At 38.3% G+C, this 16,361-nt stretch carries 12 protein-coding genes and 1 pseudogene; 11 read left to right on the top strand and 2 right to left on the bottom strand.

Going from position 1 to position 16,361, the window contains the following annotated elements; genetic code table 11:
* The first annotated feature begins 50 nt into the window (after positions 1 to 50).
* Both malQ and glgP read left to right on the top strand, forming a co-directional pair.
* The gene (malQ, locus tag ACPC58_RS06560; RefSeq protein WP_434065580.1) at positions 51 to 1,559 is read left to right on the top strand and encodes a 4-alpha-glucanotransferase; all 1,509 of its coding nucleotides are present in this window, start codon (positions 51 to 53) and stop codon (positions 1,557 to 1,559) included.
* Positions 1,552 to 3,816 (top strand): glycogen/starch/alpha-glucan family phosphorylase, encoded by a 2,265-nt coding sequence (glgP, locus tag ACPC58_RS06555; protein WP_434065579.1) that lies wholly within the window; start codon positions 1,552 to 1,554, stop codon positions 3,814 to 3,816. Before malQ ends, glgP begins: the two co-directional genes overlap by 8 nt.
* A 211-nt stretch (positions 3,817 to 4,027) precedes the next feature.
* Here the strand turns inward: glgP and ACPC58_RS06550 are convergent, their stop codons facing one another.
* The gene (locus ACPC58_RS06550; protein WP_274504520.1) at positions 4,028 to 4,735 is read right to left on the bottom strand and encodes a UTRA domain-containing protein; all 708 of its coding nucleotides are present in this window, start codon (positions 4,733 to 4,735) and stop codon (positions 4,028 to 4,030) included.
* Between the two features lie 196 nt (positions 4,736 to 4,931).
* On the opposite strand from ACPC58_RS06550, the gene ACPC58_RS06545 reads away from it, so the two are divergent.
* The 3 genes from ACPC58_RS06545 to ACPC58_RS06535 all read left to right on the top strand — a co-directional run bounded on the left by ACPC58_RS06545 (position 4,932) and on the right by ACPC58_RS06535 (position 8,751).
* Positions 4,932 to 5,723: an endonuclease/exonuclease/phosphatase family protein gene (locus ACPC58_RS06545; protein WP_434065578.1), complete on the top strand. Its 792-nt coding sequence runs from the start codon at positions 4,932 to 4,934 to the stop codon at positions 5,721 to 5,723.
* A gap of 32 nt (positions 5,724 to 5,755) precedes the next feature.
* On the top strand, positions 5,756 to 7,924 hold the full coding sequence (locus tag ACPC58_RS06540; protein ID WP_434065577.1) for a PTS transporter subunit IIBC: 2,169 nt from the start codon (positions 5,756 to 5,758) through the stop codon (positions 7,922 to 7,924).
* A gap of 110 nt (positions 7,925 to 8,034) precedes the next feature.
* Positions 8,035 to 8,751 (top strand): YebC/PmpR family DNA-binding transcriptional regulator, encoded by a 717-nt coding sequence (locus ACPC58_RS06535; protein ID WP_434065576.1) that lies wholly within the window; start codon positions 8,035 to 8,037, stop codon positions 8,749 to 8,751.
* A 67-nt stretch (positions 8,752 to 8,818) separates the two neighbouring features.
* On the opposite strand, the pseudogene ACPC58_RS06530 reads toward ACPC58_RS06535, so the two are convergent.
* A pseudogene (locus tag ACPC58_RS06530) lies at positions 8,819 to 10,183 on the bottom strand (transposase).
* A 303-nt stretch (positions 10,184 to 10,486) separates the two neighbouring features.
* Here ACPC58_RS06530 and ACPC58_RS06525 point away from each other — a divergent pair.
* The 6 genes from ACPC58_RS06525 (at position 10,487) to ACPC58_RS06500 (ending at position 16,094) form a co-directional block, all read left to right on the top strand.
* A complete protein-coding gene (locus ACPC58_RS06525; protein WP_014294456.1) occupies positions 10,487 to 11,335 on the top strand; it encodes an SAM hydrolase/SAM-dependent halogenase family protein in 849 nt (282 codons plus the stop codon).
* Positions 11,336 to 11,362: 27 nt separating this feature from the next.
* A complete protein-coding gene (locus ACPC58_RS06520) occupies positions 11,363 to 11,908 on the top strand; it encodes an ECF-type riboflavin transporter substrate-binding protein (protein WP_093528309.1) in 546 nt (181 codons plus the stop codon).
* 193 nt (positions 11,909 to 12,101) lie between these two features.
* On the top strand, positions 12,102 to 13,085 hold the full coding sequence (locus tag ACPC58_RS06515; protein WP_434065575.1) for a rhodanese-related sulfurtransferase: 984 nt from the start codon (positions 12,102 to 12,104) through the stop codon (positions 13,083 to 13,085).
* Positions 13,086 to 13,228: 143 nt separating this feature from the next.
* Positions 13,229 to 14,899, top strand: coding sequence for an ABC transporter ATP-binding protein (locus ACPC58_RS06510; RefSeq protein WP_277837715.1), 1,671 nt, complete (start codon positions 13,229 to 13,231; stop codon positions 14,897 to 14,899).
* Positions 14,899 to 15,732, top strand: coding sequence for an energy-coupling factor transporter transmembrane component T family protein (locus ACPC58_RS06505; protein WP_217374619.1), 834 nt, complete (start codon positions 14,899 to 14,901; stop codon positions 15,730 to 15,732). Before ACPC58_RS06510 ends, ACPC58_RS06505 begins: the two co-directional genes overlap by 1 nt.
* Positions 15,733 to 15,890: 158 nt before the next feature.
* Positions 15,891 to 16,094 (top strand): cold-shock protein, encoded by a 204-nt coding sequence (locus ACPC58_RS06500; RefSeq protein WP_006531071.1) that lies wholly within the window; start codon positions 15,891 to 15,893, stop codon positions 16,092 to 16,094.
* The last annotated feature ends 267 nt before the right edge of the window (positions 16,095 to 16,361 follow it).

The following is a 16,361-nucleotide window of genomic DNA, read 5'->3' as shown; positions in this document are numbered from 1 at the left end:
ACGTTTGCGTTAAACTAATATACGTAACCGACAGAAAGGAAAACGTTTTTATGACAAATCGTACCAGTGGAATATTAATGCATATTACCTCACTTCCAGGTAAGTTTGGTATTGGTACTTTTGGACAATCAGCCTATGATTTTGTTGATTTCTTGGTAGAAACAAAGCAAACTTATTGGCAGATTTTACCACTAACAACCACAAGCTACGGAGATTCTCCGTACCAGTCTTTCTCTGCAATTGCAGGAAATACACACTTGATAGACTTCGACCTTTTGGTAGAAGAGGGGTTGTTGGCACCAGAAGATTTCCAAGATGTCAATTTCGGGGACAATCCTGAAAAAGTAGATTATGCACTAATTTATCAAGCACGTCGTCCAATTTTGGAAAAAGCTGTTCAAGCATTTTTACAAGATGATAAGAAAAAAGCTGCTTTTCTAGAGTTTGAAAAAGCCAACTCATCTTGGTTAACAGATTATGCTGAATTTATGGCTATCAAAGAATACTTTGGCAATAAAGCGCTCCAAGAATGGGAAGATAAAAAGGTGGTCGCTCGAAATGAAGAAGCACTTGATAAATATCGCTTAGAGTTAGCCAATCAAATTGACTACTACAAAGTCACACAGTATTTCTTCTTCAGCCAATGGAAACAGTTGAAAGAATATGCGAACAAACACCACATCAAAATCATCGGAGATATGCCTATCTATGTTTCCGCGGATAGCGTTGAAGTGTGGACAAAACCTCAACTATTCAAATTGGATAGTGAACGCAAGCCACTTTATGTAGCTGGTGTACCTGCTGATAACTTCTCAGCGGATGGTCAATTATGGGGAAATCCTATTTACGATTGGCCAGAACATGAAAAAACTGGCTATAACTGGTGGATTTATAGAATTCATGAAAGCTTTAAGCTGTATGATGTCCTTCGAATTGACCACTTCAAAGGTTTCTCAGACTTCTGGCAAGTCGATGGTAAGGCTGAGGTGGCAAAAGTAGGTACTTGGGAACCAGGTCCTGGCTACAGTTTATTCAAAGCTGTTAAAGAGACACTTGGAGACCTTCCAATTATCGCGGAAGACCTTGGAAATATTGACGCCAAAGCTCGCAAATTGCTTGCAGATTGTGGCTATCCAGGGATGAAAATCTTACAATTTGGTTTCTATGACGTAACAGGTAAGAGTATTGATGCACCGCATCGTTGCATTCCTAATTCGGTTGCCTACACTGGAACTCATGATAATGAGGTTGTCAATGGTTGGTACAATAATCTTGAACCGGAGCAACAAGAATATGTAGATGCTTACAGCAATCGTAAACCGATTGAAAAAGTTAGTCAAGCAATGCTCCGCATGTTATTTGCAACAGTAAGTGACACTGCTATTGCAACCATGCAAGATATCCTAGATTTGGGTGAAGAAAGTCGAATGAATACGCCATCTACTATCGGTGGAAACTGGAAATGGCGTATGAAAGCAGAAGATTTAACGCAAGAACGTAAAGACTTCTTGACAAAAATGACATTACTATATCAAAGAGGAAATGAACAACATGACTAAATTTACAACATTTGCAGAAACAAATACTTCGAAAAAATTAGCTGATTTAACATATGAAGAAATCTATCTTCAATTGTTAAACTACGTAAAAGAAGCTGCAGCTACAAAACCAAAAAATACAGGAAAACGTAAGGTTTACTATATCTCAGCTGAGTTCCTTATCGGTAAACTCTTGTCAAACAACTTGATTAACTTGGGTGTGTACAAAGACATTCAAGCAGAATTGGCAGCGGCTGGTAAGTCATTGGCTCAAGTTGAAGACATTGAACCAGAACCATCACTAGGTAACGGTGGACTTGGTCGTTTGGCTGCATGTTTTATTGACTCTATGTCAACACTTGCTATCAACGGTGAAGGTGTGGGTCTTAACTATCACTGTGGTCTTTTCCGTCAAGTATTTAAGAAAAATGAGCAAGAAGCAGAACCAAACTTCTGGATTGAAAATGATTCTTGGTTGATTCCAACAACTATCAGCTATGATGTTCCATTCAAAAACTTCACTTTGAAATCAAAATTGGACCGTCTTGACGTTCTTGGCTATAAAAAAGAAACTAAGAATTACCTTAACTTATTTGATATTGAGTCAGTGAATTACAACTTGATTACAGATGGTATTTCATTTGACAAGACTAATATTAAAGAAAACTTGACACTCTTCTTGTATCCAGATGATTCTGATAAGAACGGTGAATTACTCCGTATCTACCAACAATACTTTATGGTATCAAATGCGGCTCAGCTTTTGATTGATGAAGCTATTGAACGTGGTTCAAACTTGCATGATTTGGCTGAATACGCGTATGTTCAAATCAATGACACTCACCCTTCAATGGTGATTCCTGAGTTGATTCGTCTTTTGACTGAAAAACATGGTATTGAATTTGCGGAAGCTGTTGCGATTGTTAAGAATATGACTGGTTACACAAACCACACTATCTTGGCGGAAGCACTTGAAAAATGGCCACTTGAGTTCCTTGAAGAAGTGGTGCCACACTTGGTTGGTATCATCAAAGAATTGGATGCCCTTATTCGTGCAGAAATCAAAGACCCAGCAGTCCAAATCATTGATGAATCAGGTCGTGTACACATGGCTCACATGGATATCCACTTCTCTAACTCAGTGAATGGTGTAGCTGCGCTCCATACAGAAATTCTTAAAAACTCTGAATTGAAAGCTTTCTACGAGCTTTACCCAGAAAAATTCAACAATAAAACAAACGGTATCACTTTCCGTCGTTGGTTGGAATTTGCGAACCAGGATCTGGCTGATTACATCAAAGAATTGATTGGTGATGAGTACTTAACAGATGCTACTAAACTTGAAAAATTGCTTGCATTTGCTGATGACAAGGAAGTTCATGCTAAGTTGGCTGAAATCAAATTCAATAATAAATTGGCTCTGAAACGTTACCTTAAAGACAACAAAGGTATCGAACTGGATGAAAATTCTATTATTGATACACAAATCAAACGTTTCCACGAGTACAAACGCCAACAAATGAATGCCTTGTATGTTATCCATAAATACCTTGAAATCAAGAATGGTAACCTTCCAAAACGTAAAATCACTGTTATCTTTGGTGGTAAAGCAGCTCCAGCTTATATTATCGCTCAAGACATCATTCATTTGATTCTTTGCTTGTCAGAGTTGATCAATAATGATCCAGAAGTAAATAAATACCTCAATGTTCATTTGGTTGAAAACTACAATGTAACTGTAGCTGAAAAATTGATCCCTGCAACTGATATTTCAGAACAAATCTCATTGGCTTCTAAAGAAGCGTCAGGTACTGGTAACATGAAATTCATGTTGAATGGTGCATTGACACTTGGTACCATGGACGGTGCAAACGTTGAAATCGCAGAACTTGTAGGTAGTGAAAATATTTACATATTTGGTAAAGACTCTGATACAATTATTGATCTTTATGACAAAGGAGGCTATGTTTCAGCTGACTACTACAATGGCGATGAAAATATTAAACGTGCAGTTGACTTTATCGTTAGCGATGAAGTGAAGGCGCTTGGTAACGAGGAACGTCTTGCACGCTTGCACCATGAATTGATTTCGAAAGACTGGTTCATGACCTTGATTGACTTGGCTGAGTACATCGAAGTAAAAGAACAAGTCTTTGCAGATTACGAAGATCAAGATTCATGGAACAAGAAAGTTGTTCATAACATTGCTAAAGCTGGATTTTTCTCTTCAGACCGTACGATTGCACAGTACAACGAAGAAATTTGGCACAGCTACTAATTTAAATTAGCAAAAAGGAAAGTTGATTGAACCACTCCAACTATTTATCAGATCAACCTATTCCTTGATATGAAAATCAAACTGGTTTGGACCTGACAGCTTTGATTTTCAAAACTACTTCTGAGCCCTCCTTATATTATATTAATGAAAAGAAAGTACTGACTAGTTTTTAATAATTGCACAAAAAAAGGAGCTAGAATGCTAGTTCCTTTTACCGTTTTGCCATTGAGACAAAGCTGACTTTGTCTGGACGGTAGCTAATTGTTCCATATTGAAAGGCTTGACCGTTTGAGAGATAGGTAACGCTGGTAACCACGACCACCATCTCATAGTCGGCTAGGTCCATTAATTGCTTTTCTTCTTCATTCGCAAAGCGGAAAGAAATTTCCCGCCGAGAATGAGAGATTGTTAACTTTAATTCTTGCTCTAAATAGCGATAGATAGAGCTTTCAGCAATTTCTTTACTGAGATAAGGGACGACTCTACGATCAAAATAGGAAATTTCATATTCCAAACGCTCACCATCTATCGTTCTTACCCGACTCACTCTATAAAAATCTACTTTATCATCAACTTCAAAGGTAGACATTAAATCATCTTGCCCTTGAACGATATATAGTGAGGTAAGTTCTGTTTGAATCTGGTATTTAGAACGTTTGTTCAATTCTCCAGCGGTCTTAATTTCAGAAAGATACTGTTCCTTCATTAACCCGTGTTCGATTACAATTGAAGATTTCCCTTGTTTTTTTTGAATGTAGCCATCCATTTCAAGAAGGGACAGAGCCTTTCGAATGGTGTCTTTAGAGTAAGAGTAGATCTCCATCAATTCATTCTCAGTTGGTAATGCTTGTCCTGTTGACCAGACTTGATCCTCTATCTTTTTCTTGATATCTTGATAAACTTTCTTATATTTACTCATTGTATTTCCATCTTTCTATTCATTAGTGTACCATAAAAGGCTTAGAATAGGGAAATACAGCTGTATTTTTACTACCTTTATTAAATTTTACGTAAAAGTTTAAAATATTACGGAAAAGTTATTGACTAATGCAAACGTTTACGCTATACTATGGATATAAAGAAAACGGTTACGTGTTATCTAGGAAAGGAGAGTCATGAAATTACTGACAGTAAATGTCCATGCTTGGTTAGAAGAAAATCAGGATGAAAAACTAGATATTTTAGCTCAAACAATTGCCGAAAAGGCTTATGATGTCATTGCTCTTCAGGAGGTTAATCAGCTTATAGCTTCTAAATTCGTCACAAGAGAATTGAAGATGGATAATTATGGCTTGATTTTATTAGAAAAATTAAGAAATCTTGGGCAGTTTGATTATTCCTATCATTGGAGTCATTCTCACATTGGCTATGATCGTTATGAGGAAGGGATTGCCTTTTTGACGAAGCTCCCTGTCTATGAGGTTGATTCATTTTATTGCAGTCAAAATAAAAGTATTCATTCTATCTTATCTCGAAAAATTGTGGGGTTGACAATTTTCTATCAAGACCAGTTAATTGATATCTATTCGTGTCATATTAATTTACCAGGTAGTGAAGAAGAAGATCAGCTGGACAATATTCGAACAATTGTCGAACGTACGGGTCATCAGCGGTTTAAAATTCTGATGGGAGATTTTAATACTGATGCAATCTCAGACCGGGATGCCTACGATGCAATCAAGAATCTTGGGCTCCATGATACCTACGAGTTAGCGCTAGAAAAGGATAAAGGAATAACTGCTGAAAAAGCAATTGATGGTTGGGCAGGTCATAGCCAAGAGAAACGGTTAGACTATGTTTTTTTCAACCAAGAAAAAACAGTTTTTACAAATAAGGTTATCTTTAACGGACATAACCGTCCTATCATTTCAGACCATTTTGGTGTGGAAGTTGAATTTAGTGTATAAATGGCGTAAGGCCGAAAAATAAAGGAGAAAAAATGAAAAAATTTCTTAGTTTCGAATTTTGGCAAAAATTCGGTAAGTGTTTGATGGTCGTGATTGCAGTTATGCCTGCAGCAGGCCTCATGGTTTCTATTGGGAACTCTATCCCATTGATCAGTCCTGAGTCAGAAATATTGATTCGTATTGGGAATATTATTGCCCAAATTGGTTGGGGTATTATTGGGAATTTACACTTGCTTTTTGCTTTAGCAATCGGTGGTAGCTGGGCTAAAGAAAAAGCTGGCGGTGCATTCTCGGCAGGTCTAGCCTTCATATTAATTAACTTGATTACAGGTCACTTTTTCGGTGTGAAAACGGATATGCTCGCTGATGCTGCTGCAACAGTAACAACTGTTTTTGGTACTGAGATTCCTGTTTCAGGTTACTTTGTAAACATCTTAGGACAACCAGCTCTTAATATGGGTGTTTTCGTTGGTATTATTGCTGGTTTTGTGGGTGCTACAGCATATAATAAATACTACAACTATCGTAAATTACCAGATGCATTAACATTCTTTAATGGAAAACGTTTTGTACCATTTGTTGTTATTTATCGTTCAATTTTGGTGGCACTCTGTTTAGCGATTTTCTGGCCAGTTGTTCAAACAGGAATCAACAGCTTCGGTAAATGGATTGCAAGTTCACAGGATACAGCACCAATCTTAGCACCATTCGTTTATGGTACCTTGGAACGTTTGCTTCTTCCATTTGGTCTTCACCATATGTTGACTATTCCGATGAACTATACATCACTAGGTGGTACTTATGACATCTTGACAGGTGCACAAGCGGGTACACAAGTATTTGGACAAGATCCACTTTGGTTGGCTTGGGTTACAGACTTGATTAATCTAAAAGATGCTGGCGATATGACTAAATACAATGATCTTCTTGCAAGCATCACACCAGCTCGTTTCAAAGTTGGTCAAATGATTGGTTCTTCAGGGATTTTGATGGGCTTAACTTACGCGATGTATCGTAATGTTGACGAAGACAAGAAACATAAGTATAAAGGGATGTTTATTTCATCTGCTTTAGCTGTATTCTTGACAGGTGTAACAGAACCAATTGAATTCATGTTCATGTTTGCGGCTATGCCTCTTTATCTAGTCTATGCAGTCGTACAAGGTGCTGCTTTTGCGATGGCCGATGTTGTTAATTTACGTGTGCATTCTTTTGGTAATATTGAATTCCTTACTCGTACACCAATGGCTATTAAAGCCGGCCTCGGTATGGACCTTGTAAACTTTATCTGGGTATCAGTACTCTTTGCTGTTCTTATGTACTTCATTGCTAACTTTATGATTAAGAAATTTAATCTAGCAACAGCAGGACGTAATGGTAACTATGATACTGAGACAACAGATGTAGTTTCTAACTCAAATGTAGATACTGCGGATGCAAATTCACAAGTGGTGCAAATTATCAACCTACTTGGTGGCCGTGATAATATTGAAGATGTTGATGCTTGTATGACTCGTCTTCGTGTTACTGTGAAGGATGTTGCACAAGTCGGAGATGAGAATGCTTGGAAACAGGCTGGTGCTATGGGCTTAATTATCAAAGATTCAGGTGTTCAAGCTGTCTATGGACCAAAAGCAGATGTTCTCAAATCAGACATTCAGGATTTATTAGAATCTGGTGTTGCAATTCCTCGTACAGAAGTGGTTTCTACTAATACAGTGACATCTGAAACTAAGTTCAAAGGAATCACTGAAGCTGTTTACTCAGTAGCAGATGGACAAGCTGTATCTATTACTGAAGTGAAAGACCCTGTTTTTGCACAAAAAATGATGGGTGATGGGTATGCAGTTGAGCCTGTAAATGGCAATGTCTACGCACCAGTTTCTGGTACTGTAACCAGTGTTTTCCCTACAAAACATGCTGTCGGCATTTTGTCAGACCAGGGTGTAGAAGTTTTGGTACACGTTGGATTAGACACTGTTGCACTTAATGGGGCACCATTCTCAACAAAGGTGGCAGATGGACAACATGTTCAAGCTGGTGACTTACTCCTTGTAGCAGATTTGGATGCTATCCGTTCAGCTGACCGTGAAACAACAATTGTAGTAGCCTTTACAAATTCTGCAGAAATTAAATCTGTCAGTCTTGTAAACCTTGGACAAGTAAGTAAAGATAGTCAAGTTGCAATTGTAGAATTATAAGAATTGAGAGACAAGTTCATTTTGAGCTTGTCTTTCAATTTTAAAAATCTTCTCAATCCTTGTTATTTGTGGTATAATAAAGCGATTTTATAAAATGTAGGAGGTTCCCCATGGGACGTAAATGGGCCAATATTGTAGCCAAGAAAACCGCAAAAGACGGTGCTAACTCAAAAGTTTACGCCAAATTTGGTGTTGAAATCTATGTAGCAGCGAAAAAGGGTGACCCAGATCCAGAAACAAACTCAGAGCTGAAATTCGTTATCGACCGTGCTAAGCAAGCGCAGGTTCCAAAACATATTATTGATAAAGCCATCGACAAGGCAAAAGGGAATACTGACGAAACCTTCGTGGAAGGGCGTTACGAAGGTTTTGGACCAAATGGTTCAATGTTAATTGTTGATACACTTACTTCAAATGTAAACCGTACAGCTGCTAATGTTCGCTCTGCCTTTGGTAAAAACGGTGGGAACATGGGTGCATCTGGTTCAGTATCATTCATGTTTGATAAAAAAGGTGTTGTAGTTTTTGCTGGTGAAGATGCAGATGCCATCTTCGAATTGCTTCTTGAAGCAGATGTTGAAGTCGATGATGTAGAAGCAGAAGACGGAGCAATCACTGTCTATACAGCACCAACTGATTTGCACAAGGCCATCGTTGCACTTAAAGAATCTGGAATCCAAGAGTTTAACGTGACTGAACTTGAAATGATCCCACAATCAGAGGTATCACTTGAAGGTGATGATCTCGCAACATTTGAAAAACTCTACGGCGCCCTCGAAGACGACGAAGATGTACAAAAAATCTACACGAATGTGGATGGCTTCTAATAAAAATGACTGTCCGGGGGACAGTCATTTTTAGGCTCTTTGTCAACTGTAGTGGGTAGATGAAAAGCTAACACCTAGAGAGGACGAACTTCGTCCTCTCTTTCTTTATCTCTTTCTTGTTTTTAGGAGATAAGCTGAAAAGGGCTCTCCCCAGCCCTTTTCACTGTTCAATGCAATCAAAATCCGTTTTTTAAAGTTTTCAAAGTTCCTGAAACCAAAGGCATTTCTCTTAATGACTTTGATGAGATTATTGGTAGCTTCCAGTTTGGCGTTGGAATAAGGCAATTCCATGGCGTTTACAACCTTGTCTTTATCCTTTAAAAATGTCTTCAATACCGTCTGGAAAATAGGATTAACGATGGCTATTTCCTGTTCGATGAGGTCAAAGAAATGGTCTGAGTTCTTCTCTTGGAAATGAAATAAGAGAAGCTGATAGAGTTCATAGTGCTGTCTGAGTTCATCTGAGTAGGATAGGAGTTTTTCTAGGATTTCCTTGTTAGTCAAATGCATTCGAAACATAGGGCGATAAAATCGTTTATCGCTGAGTTTACGGCTATCTTGTTGTATCAATTTCCAGTAACGTTTCAAGGCTCGGTATTCCTGCGATTTTCTGTCGAATTGATTCATAATTTGAATACGGACACGGTTCATAGCACGACTAAGGTGTTGCACGATATGAAAGCGATCGAGTACAATTTTTGCATTGGGGAGTGAAACAGTCTGGGAATAGACTGTTTCAGCCTGAGCTCAGAAATAGAAGAGCGAAGGGGTTAGCAAGTTGATAATAGGGACTAAACATATCCATGGTAATCACTTTGACCCGATTTCTAACCTTTCTAGGATAGCGTAGAAAGTGGTTTCGGATGGTTGCTTGGGTTCTTCCGTCGAGAATGGCGATGACATTTAGGGAGTCGAAATCTTGAGCGATGAAGCTCATTTTCCCCTTCTTGAAGCTATATTCATCCCAGCTCATATTGGTTGAAAGACAGTTCAGGTCTGTCTTGAACTGAAATTCTTTTAGTTTACGAATGACCGTAGAGGTGGATACTGCTAAGCTTTCCGCAATGGTTGTCTTAGATAGCTTCTCAAACAGTTTTTGGGCAATTTTGTGGTTGACAATAGCTGGTATTTGATGATTCTTCTTGACTAGGGAAGTTTCTGTGACAGCTATTTTCCTGCAATTCTGACAGCGGAAACGACGTTTCCTTAACCGAATCAATGTCTTATATCCAGCACATTCTAGATAAGGGATTTTAGATTCTTTCTGGAGGTCATATTTAGCCATCTGACCATGACAGCTGTGGCATTTAGGAGCTGGATAATCCAGTTTAGCGAAGACTTCTTTATGTGTTCCAGCGTCTACATAATCCAAGATAGTGATATTAGGGTCTTTAATTCCTAGTAAGTTTGTGATAAAATCAAATTGTTCCATATGAGTCTTTCTAATGATGGTTTCGTCGCTTTTCATTATAGGTCATATGGGACTTTTTGTATATACTCAAAAAGGCTCCATAATTTCCACAGTGGAGTTACCCACTACAGAAATTATAGAGCCCTTTATTAGAAGGTTGTAGATTGGAACTGACGGTAGGCAGTATTCTTTGTGAATTTGAGAAAAATTGATAGAATTAGGTATTTGATATAAAGATAGACTATAACAGGTCTTTAAAAATATCTATTTGAACGGTTATGGGTTTTCTGTTATGATAGAACGGTAGTAATATAAGGAGGAAAAATGTCAAATAACTTACTTGTTTTACAATCAGATTTTGGATTAGTTGATGGTGCGGTATCAGCTATGATTGGTGTAGCACTTCAAGAATCAAGAGATCTTGTTGTTCACAATCTGACGCACTATATTACCCCCTACAATATTTTTGAGGGCTCATATCGTCTCTTCCAGACAGTGGAATACTGGCCGGAGGGAACAACTTTTGTTTCGGTTGTTGATCCAGGTGTGGGCTCCAAGAGAAAAAGCGTTGTTGCCCTAACTAATAAAAATCAGTATATTGTCACACCAGATAATGGAACCCTATCTTTTATTAAGAAACATGTTGGGATAAAAGCTGTTAGGGAAATCTCAGAAGTCGCTAATCGTCGTGCGAATACCGAGCATTCTTATACGTTCCATGGACGAGATGTTTATGCTTATACGGGTGCGAAATTAGCGTCAGGGCATATTAGTTTTGAAGAAGTTGGACCAGAACTTAGTGTGGAACATATTGTCGAGATCCCAACTGTAGAAACAGAAGTCGGCTCTGATTTTGTCAAAGGTGCTATTGATATTCTTGATGTTAGATTTGGATCTCTTTGGACATCAGTCACTCGTGAAGAGTTTTATACTCTTTTACCAGAATTTGGAGATCGCTTCGAGGTAACGATTTACAATAATGATATGCTTGTCTACCAGAATCAGGTAACATATGGAAAATCATTTGCGGATGTGCGCATAGGTCAACCCTTGCTCTATATCAACTCACTTTATCGTGTTGGACTTGCAATTAATCAAGGATCGTTCGCCAAAGCTTATAATGTCGGTGTCGGTCAGAACTGGCATATTGAAATTAGACGTCTTGTCAATTAATTACTTTATTTTACAAGGAGACTTATAATGAAAAATAATTCGATTAAAACTGTTGTTGCAACTGGTATTGGTGCTGCTCTTTTTGTTGTAATTGGCTTGGTAATCAATATTCCAACCTTTGTACCAAATACGAGCATCCAGCTTCAATATGCTGTTCAGGCTCTTCTATCCATTCTTTTTGGTCCTGTTGTTGGATTCTTTGTTGGATTTATTGGTCATGCTCTTAAAGACTCTATTCAGTACGGTCCATGGTGGTCTTGGATTTTAGCTTCAGGTGTATTTGGGCTTGTTGTGGGTGTAGCAAAAAGTCGTCTTCGTATCCAAGAAGGAATTTTTGAAGGCAAAGACATCCTTGTGTTCAATGTCTTCCAGATTGTGGCAAACATTGTTTCTTGGGGTATCATTGCTCCAGTACTAGACATCGTTATTTATAGCGAACCTGCTAATAAAGTTTTTGTACAAGGTTTAGTTGCGGGCATTGCAAATAGTGTTACTGTTGCTATTGCAGGTACGATTTTATTGATTGTGTATGCGAGAACACAAGTAAAATCTGGTAGCCTATCAAAAGACTAATAAAATAGGATGAGCTGTTACAAAACAGTTCATTTTTTCGTTGTGAAATATCAATATAGTTTTTTGTTGTATCAAAACAGGTTTCAGTTCAGATTTTTGTAATATTGACTGGTACACGATATAATCTTAGAGAGTCATTTATTAGAAATGACAGAGTTTTATCATCTATTGCAAAGATTGAGAAGGAGAAATTATGTCAAAAGACATTCGTGTATTACTTTATTATAAATATGTCCCAATTGAAAATGCGGAAGCCTATGCTGCTGAGCATCTAGCTTTCTGTAAGTCTATCGGACTCAAAGGACGTATCTTGATTGCCGATGAGGGAATCAACGGTGCTGTTTCTGGTGATTATGAAACAACACAAAAATACATGGACTACGTTCATGCAAACCCATTGTTCAGCGATTTGTGGTTTAAGATTGACGAAGAAAATGAGCAAGCTTTCAAGAAAATGTTTGTTCGTTATAAAAAAGAAATTGTTCACCTTGGTTTGGAAGACAACGGCTTTGACAACGATATAGATCCACTTGTAACAACAGGTGCCTACTTGTCACCAAAAGAGTTCAAAGAAGCTCTCTTGGATGAAGATACAGTTGTTTTGGATACGCGTAATGACTACGAGTACGACCTTGGGCATTTCCGTGGTGCGATCCGCCCAGACATCCGCAACTTCCGTGAATTGCCACAATGGGTCCGTGATAACAAAGAGAAATTCATGGATAAGCGCGTAGTTGTATACTGTACTGGTGGTGTTCGCTGTGAGAAATTCTCGGGCTGGATGGTTCGTGAAGGTTACAAGGATGTCGGTCAGCTTCACGGTGGTATCGCAACCTATGGTAAAGACCCAGAAGTTCGTGGCGAATTGTGGGATGGTAAGATGTACGTCTTTGACGAGCGTATTATGGTTGATGTTAACCATGTTAACCCAGTTGTCGTTGGTAAGGACTGGTTCGATGGCACACCATGTGAGCGCTATGTCAACTGTGGCAATCCATTCTGTAACCGTCGTATTTTGACATCGGAAGAAAATGAGCACAAGTATGTTCGTGGCTGTTCAGCTGAATGTCGTGCTCATGAGCGTAACCGCTACATTGTTGAAAATGGTTTGACACGACAGGAATGGGCAGAACGATTGGAAGCAATCGGGGAGAGTTTGGCGCCTGTAAATGCTTAAAAAATAAATTGCATTGAGAAATCAGTGCAATTTTTATTATAAATGACATTTCTGATTGAGAAATATTGACAGAACATCTTCACAAAGGTGGAATCTAGTGATTCTTCCTTTTTTTCAAAGCCAATTTACGTTATAATGGTTCTATGAAAAAAATCATTGAATTTAAAGATTTTACATTTAAATATCAGGCACAGCAGGAGCCAACTTTAAAGGATATTCAACTATCCATTTATCAAGGGGAGAAAGTCTTAATCATTGGACCTTCTGGCTCCGGAAAGTCAACGTTAGGGCAGTGTCTCAATGGCATTATTCCCAACATTTATAAGGGAGAACACAGTGGGAGCCTGATTTTGGATGGTCAGGAGGCTTTTGATTTATCAGTTTATGATAAATCTTTACTAGTATCAACAGTACTTCAAGATACAGATGGACAGTTTGTTGGTTTGTCGGTTGCAGAAGATCTTGCTTTTGCCCTAGAAAATGATATGGAAAGTCAACAGATCATGCATCAAAAAATAGGGGATTGGGCAGAAAAATTGTCACTTACAGACTTATTGGCCCATCGGCCACAAGATTTATCTGGAGGTCAAAAGCAATGTGTCAGTTTAGCTGGAGTGTTAATAGATGAGAGCCCTATTTTATTGTTTGATGAACCACTTGCTAATTTAGATCCTAAATCAGGTCAGGATACGATTGATTTGATTGACCGACTGCATCGACAAGAAGGCACCACAACGATTATTATTGAACATCGTTTAGAAGATGTCTTGTACTGTCATGTGGATCGGGTGGTATTGATAAATGATGGTCAAATTTTATTTAACGGAAACCCAGATCAATTATTGAAGACTTCCTTGTTACAAGAAAATGGGATACGTGAACCTCTCTATATTTCTACTCTTCGAGCGTTGGGTTATCCAATTGAAGACGCAGAGCATCTTGCTTCAGTATGGGAGGTTGATGTAGCATCCTTGACTGTTGGTCAACTACCAGCTTTGCATTTTGAAAGTGAGTCAGAGGAAGTATTATTAGAAACAAACCATCTACATTTTTCCTATCCAGAGAAGCAGGTGTTAAAAGATATTAACCTTACCATTCATAAGGGTGAGCGGTTGGCAATTGTCGGAAAGAATGGTGCTGGCAAATCTACCTTAGCTAAGGCACTTTGTGGCTTTATTCGGCCAGAGGGAGAACTTCTTTGGAAAGGTCAATCTATTCAGGATGATTCTATTAAAGAGCGTGCGGAGCGTATTGGATATGTTCTTCAAAATCCTAATCAGATGATAAGTCAAAATATGATTTTTGATGAGGTGGCACTTGGCCTCCGTTTGCGAGGAGTAGATGAGGAAGTAGTTGAACAGCGCGTTCTCAATATATTAGAAGTTTGTGGCTTATACCCTTTCCGTAAATGGCCTATATCGGCACTTTCCTATGGTCAGAAAAAAAGGGTGACGATTGCTTCTATCTTGGTTCTCAATCCGGAAATCATTCTCCTGGACGAGCCGACAGCTGGGCAGGATCAGCGACATTATCGAGAAATGATGGATTTTTTGGACCAATTAAATGCTAAAGGGCATACCATTGTCATGATTACCCATGATATGCAACTCATGCTGGATTATTCAGACAGAGCAGTTGTAGTGGTGGATGGGCAGATTATTGAAGATGCTAGTCCAGCAGAAATATTATCAGATGTTGCTGTGATAGAACAGGCCAGTTTGAAAGAAACCTCTATATTCCATTTGGCAGAACGTCTTAGAGTGAATCCTTTAGAGTTGACGATGTGTTATATGCAAGAAGAGAGGAGGAACTGATGAATCGCCAGTCATTAATTGGTTATCGTAATGGACAAGGTTTTATCTACAATCTTTCAGCAGTCAGTAAATTATTGTTCTTTCTAGCATTTTCCGTCGTTGCGATGGTTACCTACGATACTCGTCTTATTTTATGCATTGCCGTGTTTTCCCTCAGCCTGTTTAAATTATCGGGCATTCGTTATCGGGATGTTTCCTTTGTTCTCTTCTTTACAACAGTATTTGCCTTGCTGAACGCATTGATGGTGTATCTATTTGCCCCAACTTATGGCGTGACTTTATATGGAGCAGAGACCGTTTTGTGGTCGGGGATTGGGACTTATTCTATTACGAGCCAGCAACTATTTTATCTGCTCAATTTGTTATTGAAATATTTTTGTACTGTTCCTGTTGCTTTGATTTTTTTAATGACCACTCATCCCAGTCAGTTTGCATCAAGTTTGAATAAAATTGGGGTTTCATATAAAGTCGCTTATGCAGTAAATCTGACTATGCGGTATATTCCAGATATCCAAGAAGAATTTTATACGATTCGGATGTCACAAGAGGCACGGGGTCTAGAGTTGTCTAAAAAAGGGAGATTAGTGGATCGGATAAAAGGGAATTTATCACTTGTAATCCCATTGATTTTCAGTTCTTTGGAACGAATTGATACCATATCAACTGCGATGGAATTACGGCGCTTTGGAAAAAATAAAAAGAGAACCTGGTACACCTACCAGCCTCTGAAACAAATGGATTACATCGTCTTAATTATCATTTTCTTCCTCATAGGCATTACCATTACCCTCTTTATTGCAAATCAGGGGAGATTTTATAATCCGTGGAAGTGAAATGATGAAGTTTATCAAATGATCAAACTTTATTGTTGACAAATGATGATTATCCTGTTAAAATAGATAATGTAAATAAGTTTAGAGTTTAAGTATCAGTTTCATCTTTTGTTTTTCTCTTGATTCGTTTTACAAATAAATAAAAAGAGGTAACAAAAATGGTACAAGGTACAGTCAAATGGTTTAATGCAGAAAAAGGATTTGGTTTTATTTCACAAGAAAGTGGACCAGATGTATTTGCACACTTTTCTGAAATTCAGTCTAATGGTTTCAAATCTTTGGAAGATGGTCAAAAAGTGAATTTTGAAGTGGAGCAAGGCCAACGTGGTCTTCAAGCAACCAATATTACAAAAATTGGATAATAAAAGAGCGGGTTTCTTAGTGAAACTCGCTTTTCTTATGGGCTCTTTGTCAACTGTAGTGGGTAGATGAAAAGCTAACACCTAGAGGCTGGGCAAAAACTAGCCAGTAAATAAAGGCTCTTTGTCAACTGTAGTGGGTAGATGAAAAGCTAACACCTAGAGAGGACGAACTTCGTCCTCTCTTTCTTTATGTTCAATGCAATCAAAATCCGTTTTTTAAAGTTTTCAAAGTTCCTGAAACCAAAGGCATTTCTCTTAATGACTTTG

It is taken from the genome of Streptococcus sp. VTCC 12905 (assembly GCF_049893385.1).
Classification (GTDB): domain Bacteria; phylum Bacillota; class Bacilli; order Lactobacillales; family Streptococcaceae; genus Streptococcus; species Streptococcus suis_AA.
This window is presented reverse-complemented; position numbering and strand designations above follow the sequence as displayed.